Raw genomic sequence first — 15,976 nt, forward strand, 5'->3', positions numbered from 1 at the left:
GCGTCTGGTCGTTGAGAGGTGTCACACACCCTTGTAGAGCGCCGCCCCCTGCATCAGCACCACGACCTTGGCGCCCACCCGCACCTGCGCATGCAGGTCGACGATGTCGTCATTGTTCATGCGGATACAGCCGGACGACACGTCGAGGCCAATCGTCCACGGTTCCGGCGTTCCATGGATGCGGTAGATGGTGTCCTGGTCGCCCTGGTAGAGGTAGAGCGCACGTGCGCCGAGCGGATTGTCGGGACCGCCCGGCATGCCGCCGGCAAACTTGGCGGCGTTCGGATCGCGCGCCACCATCTCGGCCGGCGGCGTCCAGGTTGGCCATTCGGCGGTGCGGCCGACGCGCACGATGCCGGCCCAGCCAAAGCCGTCGCGACCGACACCGATGCCGTAGCGCACGGCCTTGAGACCGGGCAGCACGAGATAGAGGAAGTGCTGGTTGCCATCTATGATGATCGTTCCCGGCTTCTCCGCCGTGCGGAACGTCACGATCTGTCGGCGAAACGCATCAGGCACCTGGCCGTGGGCGGCGTAATACTGCCGCGCCTTCTTGCGGTCGTAGTTGATCCATTTGTGCGTCTTCGGGTCGAATATCTGCGTCGTCGGGCCTACCTGCGCCAATGCCGCTCCGAGCCCCACAGCCATGAACAGGGCCGCGACCCAACCCAGCCTTCCGCGCAGACGCGACATCCCTGCCATGCACCTCACCCTTGTTTAGGTTTCGACCGGCATCACTGCAGCCATCCCTTGACGCGTTCATCGTGGGTCGCCACCCATTGCTCGGCAAACTTCGCCGGATCCTGCCGCTCAACTTCCAGCGCGTAGCCCATGGCAGTCACTTCGTCGGCGTTGAAATCGACCTTGTCGAGGAACCTGGCCACCGCAGGCAGGCGCTTGGACAGCGAGGAAGCATAAGCCAGGCTGAAGCTCGACGGCTTCCAGGCCACCGGCGCGTCCGACTTCGACAGCCAGAGCGGATCGTCGGCCTGCAACACCACCTTCCATTTCGCTGGATCGAATGCCGGCTCGCTCAGCTGCTTGATCTGGTGAAGCTGAAAGACATGGTGTGGACTGTAGCAATAGAAGACGATCGGCTTGTCGGTCGCGACAGCCGCATCAACCGCCGACATGCCGACTTCTTCTGGCATTTCCAGCAGCGTCATGGTTTCGGCATAGCCGTAGCTCTTGGCACGGATGCGTTCGACATCGGTCGACAGCCAGCCGCGCGCGCCGATCCACATCTCGCCCTTGCCGTCGCCGTCGGTATCGAAGAGCCTAGCCTTGGCAGGGTCCTTCAGATCCACAACGTCGCGTACGCCATGCTCGTCATAGGTCTTCTGCGTGACGCACAAACCCTGCGTCGCCGATACATCGTGGCTGCTGAGATGGATGGTGCCGCGGTCGGTGGCGTATTTCTGGATCAAGGGATCGAAATTCGGGCGCCAGACTTCCGGGTAGACATCGACCGTGCCCGCATCCATTCCGGAGAACGCGATCAACGTCCCCATCTCGGCGACGTCGACCTCGAGACCGAGCGATTTCTCCAGGGCTGCCTTGATGATATTCGCAGCCGCCTGTCCGGAAGGCCAATTCGGCATTGCCACGACGAGATCGGCGGCATGGGCCTGGAGAATGCCTCCCACAAGCACAGCCGTAGCGCAGACACCTCGCAACAGGGTCATCATCTTGACCGCTAGCCTCGTTTCCGCTGGCAGCAGGCTCTATTCATCGGGCATTGAAGTCAAGCGAAGTTACGCGCCCCGGACGACCTTCAATCTAGGACAGGGATATTAGACGGGTTCACCCTCGATGAGGCTGATGCGTGGGCCGGCGTCGAAGACATTCGTCAAACGGAAACCAGAGGCGGCGAAGAGACTTGCGAACTCGTCCCTGGTTCGCTCCTGTCCGCCGGGCACGGCCAGCATGTTGAGATCTGCGAACTTGGCCCTCGCACCTTCATTTGGCGGGGCCAGCACCGCGTCCAGCACGAGCAGCTTGCCGTCAGGCCGGATCGCCCTGCGGCAGCATTTCAGGATGGCAATCGAGCGTTCGTCGTCCCAGTCGTGCAGGATCCATTTCATCACATGGGCGTCCGCCCCCTCGGGCACTGAGACGAAGAAATCGCCGCCGATCATCTGGCAACGTTCAGCCACCGACGCCGCCTGCAACACCGCTCTCGCGCCTTCCACCACCTGTGGTTGATCTAACAGGATTCCGCGCTGCAACGGGTTGCGTGAAAGTATGGCGGCGAGCAGCGCACCCTGCCCGCCGCCGACATCCATGACGACCTCGAACCTGCTGAAATCATATGCCGCAAGGACGGCCGCAGCGACAGCGGGCACGAAGGACGACATCGCCCGGTCGAAGATCAGGGATTCCTCGGGATGGTCGATGCGATACTGCCAGACGCCTGTCCCATGGGCATGGGCGAAGGCATTTTCGCCGGTGCGCACGCTGTGCAGGAGTTCGCTCCAGGCGTCGCGATAATAGGCTCGCCCGACCATGCGCGCCCAAGGCGCGACGGAATGCTCGACATCGGAACGCAGGCCTGCCCCAAGACTGGTGAGGGAAAACTGGCGTGCGTCGCCTTCATGCAGCACGCCAACGGAGGCCAGCGCGCGCAGAAGCCGGTAGAGGGATTGTGGATGTGCAGAGGTGGCTTCGGCCAGGTCGTCGCTGGACCGGACGCCCGACACCAGATGATCGGCAATGCCGAGAGTTGCCGCAACACAGAGCGCCTGGGACACCTGGTACCCATTCACCATCTGCATAAGCTGTGATGCGGCGGCCTTCTCGTCCATGACGAAGCCTCAAGTGCCTGGTGCATTCACCGATACAATCGTTCAAAGTGTACAGGCGGGTTTGCGCACCCCACGAAGCAGCACGCGCTGCAGGTGAGAGGCGCCTAAAATACCAGCAGGGATTGTTCGCCGCAACGCGCTACAGTCTTGCGCACCAGTAGGCAGCAGGCGTGACCTAGACCAGTTCGACCTCGACCACGCCAGGCACCGCCCGCATGGCCGATGCGATCGAAGGCGTGATGCGGTAGCGGTTGGGCAGTTCGATCTCGATCTCGCCCTGGGCCTCGCCTTTCAGCACGATGAAACTGACCTCGCCTTCGCCGCGGGTCGTAAGCTGATTGGAGAGCATGTTCAGCGGTGCTGCGTCGCGCACGAATATGCGCAATGTCTTCTGCACGCGGCTGGCCTCATCTTCCAGCGACTGCACAGTCTGGATGCGCAGGTTGACGCCCTCGGGCCGATCTTCGGCGGCAACGGTGATGACCACCGACTTGCCCGGTTCGAGCAGGTCGCGGTACTGCGCCAGCGCCTCCGAAAACAGCACCGACTCATATTGGCCGGAGACGTCGGAGAACTGGACGACGCCCATCTTGTTGCCGGTCTTGGTCTTGCGCTCCTGCTTGGTCGTTACCGTGCCGGCGAGCCGGCCGGCTGTGGCGCCACGCTTCACCGCTGCGGCGAAATCGGTCCAGTTCTGCACGCGCATCTTTTCGAGCGCCGATTTGTATTCGTCGAGCGGATGCGCCGAGAGATAGAAACCAACGACCTGGAACTCTCGGTGCAAACGGTCGGCCGGCAACCATGCATCGGCCTGCGGCAGGTGCAGCACGGGCGCCTGACCCGAAAAGGCGCTGCCGAAAATATCCGATTGGCCAAGCGTGGCGTTTTCGTGCGCCAGCGAGGCGAGGCCCATCATGCGCTCAATGCCGGCCATCAAGGCCGCGCGATCGTGGCCGAAGCAATCGAACGCACCGGCCATGATCAGGCTTTCGAAAACACGCTTGCCGACGGTCTTCGGATCGATGCGCTCGCAGAAATCGGCGAGGCTGGCGAAGGGCTTTTCCATCCGCTTGGCAACGATATGCTGGACCGCCGCTTCGCCGACGCCCTTGATGGCGGCGAGCGAGTAGAAGATCTTCTTTTCGCCGACCTCGAAGTCGCGGAAACTGGTCATGACGGACGGCGGCACGACATCGATGCCGAGGCGCATGGCGTCCTGGCGGAAGTCGTTGAGCTTGTCCGTGTTCGACATATCGTAGGTCATCGAGGCCGCGAGGAACTCGACCGGATAGTGCGCCTTCAGATACGCCGTCTGGTAGGAAACAATGGCGTAGGCTGCGGCGTGCGACTTGTTGAAGCCGTAGTCGGCGAACTTGGCAAGCAGATCGAAGATCGCATTGGACTGGGGCTTGGAGACGCCCTTTTCCATCGAACCGGTGACGAAGCGCTCGCGCTGCTTGTCCATCTCGGCGCGGATCTTCTTGCCCATGGCGCGGCGCAGAAGGTCAGCTTCACCGAGCGAATAGCCCGACAGCTCCTGGGCGATCTGCATCACCTGTTCCTGGTAGACGATGACCCCTTGGGTCTCCTTCACCAGATGGTCGATCATCGGATGGATCGAGGCGATCTCCTCGTCGCCGTGCTTGCGGGCGTTGTAGGTCGGGATGTTCTCCATCGGGCCCGGGCGATAGAGCGCCACCAAGGCGATGATGTCCTCGACGCGATCGGGCTTCATGCCGATCAGCGCCTTGCGCATGCCGGCACTTTCAACCTGGAAGATGCCGACCGTCTCGCCGCGCGACAGCATGGCATAGGTCAGCGGATCGTCGAGCGGGATCAGCGCGAGGTCGATGTCGACGCCGCGCCGGCTGATGAACTGCAGCGCCTTCTGCAACACCGTCAGCGTCTTCAGGCCGAGGAAGTCGAACTTCACCAGGCCGGCCTGCTCGACATATTTCATGTTGAACTGGGTGACCGGCATGTCCGAACGCGGGTCGCGGTACATCGGCACCAGTTCGGACAGCGGACGGTCGCCGATGACGATGCCGGCGGCGTGCGTCGAGGCGTGGCGGTAGAGCCCTTCCAGCTTCTGCGCCATGTCGAGCAGCGTCTGGACGATCGGTTCGCGCTCGGCTTCTTCGGCAAAGCGCGGCTCGCCCTCGATCGCCTGGCCGAGCGTCACCGGGTTGGCCGGGTTCTGCGGCACCATCTTGCACAGCTTGTCGACCTGGCCATAGGGCATCTGCAGCACCCGGCCAACGTCGCGCAGCACGGCGCGCGCCTGCAGCGTTCCGAAGGTGATGATCTGCCCGACCTGGTCGCGGCCGTATTTGGCCTGGACATAGCGGATGACCTCTTCGCGCCGGTCCTGGCAGAAGTCGATGTCGAAGTCGGGCATCGAGACGCGGTCGGGGTTGAGGAAGCGCTCGAACAGCAGCGAAAAACGCAGCGGATCGACGTCGGTGATGGTGAGCGCATAGGCGACGAGCGAACCCGCGCCCGAGCCGCGGCCCGGGCCGACCGGAATGCCCTGCACCTTCGCCCACTTGATGAAGTCCGCAACGATCAGGAAGTAGCCGGGGAATTTCATGCGCTCGATGATGCCGAGCTCGTATTCCAGGCGTTCCTTGTACTGCTCCGGCGTATAGCCCTCGGCCAGGCCGCGCGTTTCAAGCCGCATGGCAAGGCCGTCATGGGCCTGCCGGGTCAGTTCGGCCGCTTCGGCTGCAACGGCGGCGTCGGCGTCGGCAATGTCGCCCCCGGTGAAGCGCGGCAGGATCGGATTGCGATTCTTGGGATAATACGAGCAGCGCCGGGCAATCTCGACCGTATTGTCGATCGCTTCGGGCAGATCGGCAAAAAGCTCCGACATCTCCTTCTGGGACTTGAGGAAATTGTCAGGGGTCAGCCTGCGCCTGTTGTCTTCGGCAACCACCGAACCCTCGGCGATGGCGATCAGCGCGTCGTGCGCCTCATAGTCGGCGCGGGTCGGGAAGAAGGCCTCGTTTGTCGCCACCAGCGGCAGGCGGTGACGGTAGGCCAGCTCGATGGTCGCTGCCTCGACACCCCGATCGTAGCCGGCCACACGTTCCAGCTCGACATAAAGCCGGTCGCCGAACATTGCCTGCAAGCCCAGAAGCCGGGCTTCGGCGAGGACCTGGTGATCGCTCCTGATCGCCGTGCCGATCGGCCCCCGCGGCCCGCCGGTCAGACAGATGATGCCGTCCGCCAGCCCGGCGACCCAGTCGAGCTTGGCATGCACCGGTTCGCCATTGGGCGTTTCGAGATAGAGTCGGCTGACAAGCCGCACGAGGTTGGCATAACCTGCCTCGGTGGCGGCGATCAGTACGATCGGGAGAAGATCGAGCGCCTGCTTGAACACGGGTCCGCGCTGGCTGGAATCGGCAGTCTCGGCGAAGTCGACGTCGACCTGGCAGCCAACCAGAGGCTGCACGCCGTCCTTGGTTGCCTTCTGAGCAAATTCCAGCGCGCCGAACAAATTGTTGCTGTCGGCCACTGCGATTGCCGGCGCGGCATCCTTCACGGCATGTCCGACGACCTTGCCGAGCGGCAATGCGCCTTCGAGCAGAGAATAGGCGGAATGAACGCGCAGGTGAATGAACGTCCTTGCGGAAGCCTCTGGCTTTGCTTCTGCTTTTAGCGCTTCACGCTTCAGGGGATCGCGCGGGAGCCGTTCACTCGACATCGAATCGTTTGCCTTGCAAGGAAGATTTCAGCCGGCATGTTCGGCCAGGGGCGCCATCGTGTCCATCCCGCATGGGGTCACGCCGGAAACGCCTTGTGGAGGACGATGCCGAACGCCGCTTTAGCACGGTGCGGCGTCACCTTCCCGGTTGATCGCCCGGCCAAAACCTGAAACCCTGCCGCCGGATTTTTGCCCCCGAAATTACATGAAGGAACATCGCCATGAAAACCCGCGCCGCAGTTGCCGTCGGAGCCGGAAAGCCGCTCGAAATCATGGAGGTGGACCTCGAAGGCCCGCGCGAGGGCGAGGTGCTGGTCGAGATCAAGGCGACCGGCATCTGCCACACCGACGAATTCACCTTGTCGGGCGCCGATCCCGAAGGCATCTTCCCGGCGATCCTCGGCCATGAGGGTGCGGGTGTCGTCGTCGACGTCGGCAAGGGTGTGACCTCGCTCAAGAAGGGCGACCACGTCATCCCGCTTTACACGCCCGAATGCCGCTCGTGCCCGTCGTGCCTGTCGCGGAAAACCAATCTGTGCACCGCGATCCGCTCGACGCAGGGCCAGGGCCTGATGCCGGACGGTTCGTCGCGCTTTTCGATCGGCAAGGACAAGATCTTCCACTACATGGGCTGCTCGACGTTCTCGAACTTCACCGTGCTGCCCGAGATCGCGCTGGCCAAGGTCAACCCCGACGCGCCCTTCGACAAGATCTGCTACATCGGCTGCGGCGTGACCACCGGCATCGGTGCGGTCATCAACACCGCCAAGGTCGAGATCGGCGCAACGGCCATCGTCTTTGGCCTCGGCGGCATCGGCCTCAACGTGCTGCAGGGTCTGCGCCTGGCGGGTGCCGACATGATCATCGGCGTCGACCTCAACAATGAGCGCAAGGCCTGGGGCGAAAAGTTCGGCATGACGCATTTCGTCAATCCGAAGGAGGTCGAGGGCGACATCGTTCCCTATCTCGTCAACATGACCAAGCGGGGTGCCGACCAGATCGGCGGCGCCGACTACACCTTCGACTGCACCGGCAACGTCAAGGTGATGCGCCAGGCGCTCGAGGCCAGCCATCGCGGCTGGGGCGAATCGATCGTCATCGGCGTCGCCGGTGCCGGCCAGGAGATCGCGACGCGGCCGTTCCAGCTGGTCACCGGCCGGACCTGGAAGGGCACCGCCTTCGGCGGCGCGCGCGGCCGCACCGACGTGCCGAAGATCGTCGACTGGTACATGGAGGGCAAGATCCAGATCGACCCGATGATCACGCATACGCTCAAGCTCGAAGACATCAACAAGGGTTTTGATCTGATGCATGCCGGCGAGAGCATCCGAAGCGTCGTGGTTTATTGATGAGCGGTGTCGCATACGAGGTCGACGTCAGAGGCTTGGACGACCTGTCTCCGCGCGACCTCTATGCGATGCTGAAAATGCGCATCGACGTCTTCGTCGTCGAGCAGAAATGCGCGTTTCCCGAACTGGACGGCAAGGACCCCGAGGCACTGCACCTCAGGCTGCTTGCCGGCAAGGAATTGCTGGCAAGCACGCGGATCATCGCCCCCACCAACAGCGACGGCCCGGCCTATATCGGCCGGGTCGTGGTTTCGCCCGACCATCGCGGCAAGCAATTGGGCGGCATGTTGATACGCGAGTCCATCGCCGCCTGTGGGCGGCTGTTTCCCGGGCGCCCGATCGCGCTTTCGGCGCAGAGCCACCTCCAGAGGTTCTACGCGTCCTTCGGCTTCGAGACCGTCTCGGAGGAATATCTGGAAGATGATATCCCCCATATCGACATGCTCCGGCCCTTGCCTGCCTGAGCCTTGCGCATGCAAGGTGGTGCGATGGACAGCAAGCCTATCATCTACGTCGATGCCGACGCCTGCCCGGTCAAGGACGAGGTGGTGAAGGTCGCCGAACGCCTCGATCTCATCGTCACCTTCGTCTCCAACGGCGGCCTCAGGCCGTCGCGCGATCCGATGATCCGCAACGTGGTGGTGTCCAAAGGCGCGGATGCTGCCGACGACTGGATCGTCGACAATACCCATGCCAACGACATCGTCGTCACCGCCGACATCCCGCTGGCCGCCAGGGCGGTAGCGCTGGGCGCCCATGTGCTGGGACCGACCGGCAAGCCCTTTACGCCGGAGACCATCGGCATGGCGGTGGCCATGCGCGACCTCAAGCAGCATCTGCGCGAGACCGGCGAGAGCAAGGGTTACAACGCATCCTTTGCGCCGCAGGACCGTTCACGTTTCCTTGGCGCCCTGGACCAGATGGCGCGACGCGCGCTGAAGGCGGCTCCGCCGTCATGAAGCCATTCAAGCGCCATGTCGTGTTCCTGATCAGCGCTGCCCTAGGCGTCGCTGCTTTGGCTGGCGCACTGTTGTTCGGCCAGCCATTGGCCTTCGCCATCGGCGCAAACGTCTTCTTCGTCGCCTACATCGCGCTGATCCTGCGGCAAATGCCGGCACTGGATGCCGCCTATCTCAGCCACCGCGCCCAGGACGCGGACGAGCCGGTGGGCATCATCTTCCTGGTCACCATCGGCATCGTGGCGGTGGCGGTCGGCTCGCTGTTCATGCTGATCAACGCCAAGGAAGCTACCAATCCGATTGCCTTGGTCTTCTCGCTGCTTTCGCTGCCTTTCGGGTGGTTCACCATCCACGCCATGGCTGCGTTGCACTATGCTCACCTGTTCTGGAAGGGTGACGACAAGTCAGACACGGCATCAACGCATGGACGTAAGCCCATAGGTGGATTGGGTTTTCCTGAAACATACCGACCGGTCGGCTGGGACTTTCTCTACTTCGCCGTTGTCATCGGCATGACCGCGCAGACCGCCGACACCGACATCTCCACCACGGACATGCGCCGCGCCGTGATGCTGCATTCGATCCTGTCGTTCTTCTTCAACACCATCATCGTCGCCGCGGCGGTCAACCTGGTGGTCTCCTTGGCCAACTGAGCCCGGCTCACGCGAATATCATCGCGGCCCCGAAACCTATCTCCGACCGGACGCGTAGTTTGACCAACACCAGCGCGCTTCCGCCCAAGGCCGCGTGCGCCATTGGAGGTCAGGCCAGATGGAAAGCCAGTCGCGTATCGTGCAGCAATCGGACGGGCACCCGGTGCCGACGTCCAATCGCCCGGAGAGCGAACTGGTCTATCGGCAAACGCGCTGGACGCGGCTGACCCACTGGGTCTGGGCGCTGTCGCTGTTCTTCCTGCTGCTCAGCGGACTGCAGATCTTCAACGCCCATCCTGCGCTCTACATCGGCAAGCAATCGGGCTTCCAGTTCGACAACGACGTTCTGGTCATTGGCTCCGACTATAGCTCAAATGGACCAATAGGTTACACCGAACTCCTCGGCAAACGATTCAACACCACCGGCATCCTTGGCCTTTCAGGCCCCATTGATAATCTGGACGCCCGCGCCTTTCCGGCATGGGCGACGATCCCGTCCGGACAGGACCTCGCGACCGGCCGCGTCGTGCACTTCTTCTTCGCCTGGGTCCTGTCGGCAACGCTGCTGGCCTGGCTTGTCGCCAGCGCGCTCAGCGGCCACCTGCGCCGCGATCTTGTGCCTCGCGCGGACGACATACGTCGCCTGCCCAGAGACATCTCCGACCACGCCAGACTGAAGTTCCACCACAGCCGCGACTACAACACGCTGCAGAAACTTGCCTATGGCGGCGTGCTGTTCGTGCTGTTGCCGCTGATGATCCTGACCGGCCTCGCCATGTCGCCGACCATGAACGCGGCGATTCCCTTCCTCGCCGACATGCTCGGCGGGCGCCAGACAGCCCGCACCATCCACTTCGTTGCGATGGTGCTGCTCGTCGGCTTCTTCATTGTCCACATGCTGATGATCCTGGCTGCAGGCCCTATCAACGAACTGCGCTCGATCATCACCGGCTGGTACCGTACGGATCCATCCGAGCGCGGCAATTCCGACAAAGGGAGTGCCTGAGATGCCAAAGTTTCAGATCAGCCGCCGACGCTTCCTGACCGCCGCATCCCTCGGAATTTCGGGTGCAGCGCTTTCCGGCTGCGATGCCTTCGACTTCCTGCAGGACCGCGACAACGGCGTGCGCAATGTGCTCGAAGGCGCCAATGGACTGACCTATCGCGCGCAAAGGCTGATCGCGGGCCACGCCTCCCTTGCCCAGGAATTCTCCGAGGCGGACATTCGCCAGCCGCAGCGTCCGAACGGTGTGACGGCGCCCGACGACGATGTCTACAAGGGCCTGCTGTCCAATCAGTTCGCCGACTGGCGGCTCGAGGTTGTCGGGCTCGTCGAAAGGCCGCTGTCGCTGTCGCGGGAGCAACTGATGGCGATGCCCTCGCGCACCCAGATCACCCGGCATGACTGCGTCGAAGGCTGGAGCTGCATCGCCAAATGGACCGGCGTGCCGATGGCGCTGGTTCTGGACCAGGCGGTGGTGAAGCCTGAAGCACGTTATGTCGTTTTCCACTGCCTCGACACGATCGAGCGAAGCCTGTCGGGCGAGGTCAAGTATTACGGCTCGATCGACCTGGTCGACGCACGGCATCCCCAGACGATTCTCGCCTATGGGATGAACGGGAAAGCGTTGCCGGTCGAGAACGGCGCGCCACTGCGCGTCCGGGTCGAACGCCAGCTCGGCTACAAGATGCCGAAATACGTGCACCGAATCGAACTTGTCGACGGCCTCAATTCGATGGGCCTCGGCAAGGGCGGATATTGGGAAGACCGCGGCTACGACTGGTACGGCGGCATCTGAACGCAGTGGCGCTGGTTGCCGCGGATAGGAAACTGCCACCCGAAAGTATTGGCCTGGACTATCTACTTTGCAAATAAGGCTTGGCCGATAGGTGACAAAGTGTCGGCCTTGGGATATTGACGAGTCGTCTGGGGCCTTTGCGGGCTCCACCTGTTTGCGGGAGAGAGCAGCGAAAGCTGACGCCGAAGGGGAAATCGCCCGAAATCTCTCAGGCAAAAGAACCGTAAACAGGAAGGACACTCTGGAAAGTCGGGACCTGGATCCCGCGCCGAAGGTGTAAGCGCTGCCGACAGAGATCCGGAGCGCGAGTCTCTCAGGCTTCAGACAGAGGGGCACGGAATAGCTGCCAAAAGCGGCTGGCAACGTGCGACTCTGGAGAAGACATGACGGGCGACCATACTAATCAATTGCCACTCGAAGACCTGCATTCCGCAGCCGGTGCGCGCTTCGGCGCCTTTGCCGGCTGGAACATGCCGCTCACCTACCCCGCCGGCGTGATGAAGGAGCACCTTCACACCCGCGAGCATGTCGGCCTGTTCGACATCTCACACATGAAGCTGTTCGTGGTCAGCGGACCGGGTGCGGGGGACCTCATCAACCGCGCTTGCCCTCTCGATGCCAAGGCACTCGAGTTCAAGCAATCCAAGTATACTTTCTTCCTCACCGAAGCCGCAGGCATCGTCGACGACCTCATCATCACCAGGCTCGGCGAAGACCGTTTCATGGTCGTCGCCAACGCCGGCAACGCGGCCACCGACGAGGCGCATCTGCGTGAAGTCGGCAAGAGTTTCGACGCCAACATCGAGCCCCTGGATCGCGTCTTCATTGCAATCCAGGGACCGGAAGCGGCAGCCGTGCTCGAAAGTGCCGGCGTCGACACCGACGCCCTGTTCTTCATGCAGGGCTTCGAACCGCGCACCAACTGGTTCATGAGCCGGTCGGGCTATACCGGCGAAGACGGTTTCGAGATCGGCCTGCCGGAAGCAGACGCCCGCGAACTGCTCGCCAAGCTGCTCGGCGACGAACGTGTCATGTGGATCGGCCTTGCCGCCCGCGACAGCCTGCGGCTCGAAGCCGGCCTCTGCCTGCACGGCAACGACATCACGCCCGACACCGACCCGGCAAGTGCCGGCCTGATGTGGGCCATCCCCAAGGACCTGCGTACCGACGGCAAGTTCATCGGAGCGGCAGCGCTTTCGAAAATTCTCGCCGACGGCGCCAAGGAAAAGCGCGTCGGGCTGAAGCCCGAAGGCCGCCAGCCGGTACGTTCGGGCACGCAACTCTTCGACGCCGACGGCAATCCCGCCGGCCGTGTTACCTCGGGCGGCTTCGGTCCCTCGGTCGGGTTCCCGGTCGCCATGGGCTATGTCTCGGCACCGCTTGCCAAGGCCGGCACTCGTGTCTTCGCCGATGTTCGCGGCACCAAGGTGCCTGTCGACGTCCACTCCCTTCCCTTCACGCAGCATCGCTATCGCAAAGGATAATTTCCATGACCAAGACCTATTACACTGAAGACCACGAGTGGCTGCGCGTTGAGGGCGACATCGCAACGGTCGGCATCACCGACTACGCCCAGGAACAGCTTGGCGACCTCGTTTTCGTCGAACTGCCTGAAGCCGGCCGCAAGCTCGCCAAGGGCGACGTCGCCGTCGTCGTCGAATCCGTCAAGGCGGCCTCGGACGTCTACGCGCCGCTCGATGGCGAAATCACCGACTCCAATGCTGCGCTCTCCTCTGATCCGGCGCTGATCAATTCGGCAGCCACCGGCGACGGCTGGCTTTGGAAGATGAAGATCGCCAATACGGGCCAGCTCGAGGGCCTGATGGACGAAGCGGGCTACAAAGCCCATATCGGTTGACAGGATTGCCTGACATGACCACTGCACCATATCCTTTTTCGGCCCGTCACATCGGGCCCGGCGCGACCGAAACCCGCGCCATGCTTGCCGCGATCGGCGTGCCTTCGGTGGAAACGCTGATCTCGCAGGCGGTTCCGAAGTCGATCCGGCTGGACCGGCCGCTGGCGCTGCCGGCACCTGCGAGCGAACATCAAGCGCTTGCCGAACTCGGCGAGAAGATGGGCCGCAACAAGGTGCTTAAGAGCTTCATCGGCGCCGGCTATCACGGCGTCAACGTACCGCCGGTGATCCAGCGCAACCTGTTCGAAAACCCGGCCTGGTACACCGCCTACACGCCCTACCAGGCTGAGATCAGCCAGGGCCGCCTGGAACTGCTGTTCCACTTCCAGACGCTGGTTGCCGAACTGACCGGCCTGCCGGTCGCTTCCGCATCGCTGCTCGATGAAGCCACCGCCGCGGCCGAGGCCGTCGGCATCGCGCTGCGCCATCACCGCGACAAGCGCAGCCGCGTCGCCCTCGCAGGTGCCGCTCACCCGCAGATCCTTGACGTCATCCGCACGCGGGCCGAACCGCTCGGCACCGAGATCGACGGCGAGACCATCGACGACAACACGGCAGCCCTCATCGTTTCCTGGCCCGACACCAACGGCGTCTATGGCGACCACAAGGCGGCGATCGAGAAAGCCAAGGCAGTCGGCGCGATCGTCATCTTCGTTTCCGACCCGCTCAGCCTGACCGTCACCGATACCCCTGCCAGCCTCGGCGCCGACATCGCCACCGGTTCGATGCAGCGCTTTGGCGTACCGATGGGCTTCGGCGGCCCGCACGCTGCCTATTGCGCCGTCTCCGACAAGCTGACCCGCCTGATGCCGGGCCGCCTCGTCGGCCAGTCGGTCGACAGCAAGGGCCGCCCCGGCTATCGCCTGGCGCTCCAGACCCGCGAGCAGCATATCCGCCGCGACAAGGCGACGTCGAACATCTGCACGGCGCAGGCCCTGCTCGCGAACATGGCGGCATCCTATGCCATCTGGCACGGCCCGTCCGGCCTGCAGGCGATCTCGGAGCACATCCACGCGCTGGCTAGCCGTCTTGCCGAAGGCCTCAAGGCTGCCGGCGTCACAGTGCTCGGCGACAAGCGCTTCGACACCGTCACCGTCGAGGCAAAGGGCAAGGCCGAAGCGATCGCTGCCGAAGGCGAGAAGGTTGGCCGTCTGCTGCGCGTCATCGATGCCGACCATGTTTCGGTCGCCTTCGACGAAACCTCCACCGGCGTGGATCTCGAAGCGATTGCTGCGCTGTTCGGTGCCAAGGCACCGGCGGAAGCCAAGCGCGCCCTGCCCGGAAAACCACGCGGCAAGGAGTTCCTGACCCAGCCGGTATTCCACGCAAACCGTTCGGAAACCGACATGATGCGCTTCCTGCGCAGGCTCGCCGACAAGGATCTGGCGCTCGACCGCGCCATGATCCCGCTCGGCTCCTGCACCATGAAGCTCAATGCGGCGGCAGAGATGATGCCGGTCAGCTGGCCGTCGGTCGCCAACCTGCACCCGTTTGCGCCGACCAGCCATTCGCTCGGTTATCGCGCGATGACCGACGATCTCGAAGCCTGGCTCTGCGAGATCACCGGCTTCGACGCCGTCAGCCTGCAGCCGAACGCCGGCAGCCAAGGCGAATATGCCGGCCTGCTGTCGATCCGCCGCTATCACCATTCGCGTGGTGAGACCCAGCGCAACATCTGCCTGATCCCGTCTTCGGCGCACGGCACCAACCCGGCAAGTGCGGCCATGGCCGGCATGGAAGTGGTGGTCGTGCACTGCCTCGACGACGGCGACATCGACGTCACCGATCTCAAGGTCAAGGCCGAACAGCACGCCGACAAGCTTGCGGCGCTGATGTTCACCTATCCCTCGACGCACGGCGTGTTCGAGGAAGGTGCGCGCGACATCTGCGAGATCGTGCATGCGCATGGCGGACAGGTCTATTTCGACGGCGCCAACCTGAACGCAATGGTGGCACTTTCGCGTCCAGCCGACATCGGCGCCGACGTCTGCCACATGAACCTGCACAAGACCTTCTGCATCCCGCATGGCGGCGGCGGCCCCGGCATCGGCCCGATCGGCGTCAAGTCGCACCTCGCGCCGTTCCTGCCCGGCCATGTCGAGGCCGGCAGCGCGCATGCGGTTTCGGCGGCTCCCTTCGGCAGCGCCTCGATCCTGCCGATCACCTGGATGTACATCCGGATGATGGGCGCTTCGGGCCTGAAGCAGGCGACGGAGCAGGCTATCCTCAACGCCAACTACATCGCCACCAAGCTCGAGCCGTACTATCCGGTGCTGTTCAAGGGCCGCAACGGGCGTGTCGCGCATGAGTGCATCCTCGACACCCGCGTGCTCAAGGAGACTGCAGGCATCAGCGTCGAGGACATCGCCAAGCGCCTGATCGACTATGGCTTCCATGCACCGACCATGTCCTGGCCGGTCTCCGGTACGCTGATGGTCGAACCGACCGAGTCCGAGCCGAAGCACGAGATCGATCGTTTCTGCGAAGCGATGATCGCGATCGCTGCCGAGGCGGCCAAGGTCGAAAAGGGCGTGTGGCCGAAGGACGACAATCCGCTGGCCAATGCGCCGCACACGGCGACCGAAACGCTGGCAGGCGAGTGGAAGCACCCCTACTCGCGCCTCGAGGCGGCCTATCCCGGCGGCGACCCCGACACCGCGGCCAAGTACTGGCCGCCGGTGTCGCGCATCGACAACGTGGCCGGCGACCGCAACCTGGTCTGCGCCTGCCCGCCGCTGTCGGAATATCTCGGCGCCGCCGAGTAAGCAGATCTGAAACCAGACGAATC

The 15,976-nt window shown here is 63.4% G+C and carries 13 protein-coding genes and 1 riboswitch; of the genes, 9 read left to right on the plus strand and 4 right to left on the minus strand.

Annotation, left to right across the window (positions count from 1 at the left end; translation table 11 throughout):
- Positions 1–21: 21 nt before the first annotated feature.
- The 4 genes from O1Y97_RS16935 to dnaE all read right to left on the minus strand — a co-directional run bounded on the left by O1Y97_RS16935 (position 22) and on the right by dnaE (position 6,510).
- Positions 22–648: a L,D-transpeptidase gene (locus tag O1Y97_RS16935; RefSeq protein WP_245439906.1), complete on the minus strand. Its 627-nt coding sequence runs from the start codon at positions 646–648 to the stop codon at positions 22–24.
- Positions 649–734: 86 nt separating this feature from the next.
- Positions 735–1,688 (minus strand): ABC transporter substrate-binding protein, encoded by a 954-nt coding sequence (locus tag O1Y97_RS16940; protein WP_318761763.1) that lies wholly within the window; start codon positions 1,686–1,688, stop codon positions 735–737.
- A gap of 105 nt (positions 1,689–1,793) precedes the next feature.
- Complete coding sequence (locus O1Y97_RS16945) at positions 1,794–2,804, minus strand: methyltransferase (protein WP_318761764.1); 1,011 nt, start codon at positions 2,802–2,804, stop codon at positions 1,794–1,796.
- Between the two features lie 175 nt (positions 2,805–2,979).
- Complete coding sequence (dnaE, locus tag O1Y97_RS16950) at positions 2,980–6,510, minus strand: DNA polymerase III subunit alpha (RefSeq protein WP_318761765.1); 3,531 nt, start codon at positions 6,508–6,510, stop codon at positions 2,980–2,982.
- Between the two features lie 221 nt (positions 6,511–6,731).
- Here dnaE and O1Y97_RS16955 point away from each other — a divergent pair, with 221 nt between their 5' ends.
- From O1Y97_RS16955 to gcvP, 9 genes are all read left to right on the plus strand, one after another.
- Entirely contained in the window at positions 6,732–7,859 is a 1,128-nt protein-coding gene (locus tag O1Y97_RS16955) for an S-(hydroxymethyl)glutathione dehydrogenase/class III alcohol dehydrogenase (protein ID WP_183261328.1), read from the plus strand.
- Positions 7,859–8,323, plus strand: coding sequence for a GNAT family N-acetyltransferase (locus O1Y97_RS16960; protein ID WP_108608245.1), 465 nt, complete (start codon positions 7,859–7,861; stop codon positions 8,321–8,323). The genes O1Y97_RS16955 and O1Y97_RS16960 overlap by 1 nt, the downstream gene beginning before the upstream one ends.
- A gap of 24 nt (positions 8,324–8,347) precedes the next feature.
- A complete protein-coding gene (locus O1Y97_RS16965; RefSeq protein ID WP_108608246.1) occupies positions 8,348–8,818 on the plus strand; it encodes a YaiI/YqxD family protein in 471 nt (156 codons plus the stop codon).
- Positions 8,815–9,471, plus strand: a complete 657-nt coding sequence (locus tag O1Y97_RS16970; RefSeq protein ID WP_318761766.1) for a DUF1345 domain-containing protein — start codon at positions 8,815–8,817, stop codon at positions 9,469–9,471. Before O1Y97_RS16965 ends, O1Y97_RS16970 begins: the two co-directional genes overlap by 4 nt.
- Before the next feature lie 118 nt (positions 9,472–9,589).
- Entirely contained in the window at positions 9,590–10,477 is an 888-nt protein-coding gene (locus O1Y97_RS16975; RefSeq protein ID WP_318761767.1) for a cytochrome b/b6 domain-containing protein, read from the plus strand.
- 1 nt (position 10,478) lies between these two features.
- A complete protein-coding gene (locus tag O1Y97_RS16980) occupies positions 10,479–11,270 on the plus strand; it encodes a molybdopterin-binding protein (protein ID WP_318761768.1) in 792 nt (263 codons plus the stop codon).
- A gap of 147 nt (positions 11,271–11,417) precedes the next feature.
- Positions 11,418–11,504: riboswitch (glycine riboswitch) on the plus strand.
- Between the two features lie 149 nt (positions 11,505–11,653).
- Positions 11,654–12,754, plus strand: a complete 1,101-nt coding sequence (gene gcvT, locus O1Y97_RS16985) for a glycine cleavage system aminomethyltransferase GcvT (RefSeq protein ID WP_318761769.1) — start codon at positions 11,654–11,656, stop codon at positions 12,752–12,754.
- A 5-nt stretch (positions 12,755–12,759) separates the two neighbouring features.
- Positions 12,760–13,128 (plus strand): glycine cleavage system protein GcvH, encoded by a 369-nt coding sequence (gene gcvH, locus O1Y97_RS16990; protein ID WP_108608251.1) that lies wholly within the window; start codon positions 12,760–12,762, stop codon positions 13,126–13,128.
- 14 nt (positions 13,129–13,142) lie between these two features.
- Positions 13,143–15,953, plus strand: coding sequence for an aminomethyl-transferring glycine dehydrogenase (gene gcvP, locus O1Y97_RS16995; protein WP_318761770.1), 2,811 nt, complete (start codon positions 13,143–13,145; stop codon positions 15,951–15,953).
- Positions 15,954–15,976: the final 23 nt, after the last annotated feature.

Origin of the sequence: Aminobacter niigataensis, assembly GCF_946995915.1 — a bacterium.
Taxonomy (GTDB): domain Bacteria; phylum Pseudomonadota; class Alphaproteobacteria; order Rhizobiales; family Rhizobiaceae; genus Aminobacter; species Aminobacter niigataensis.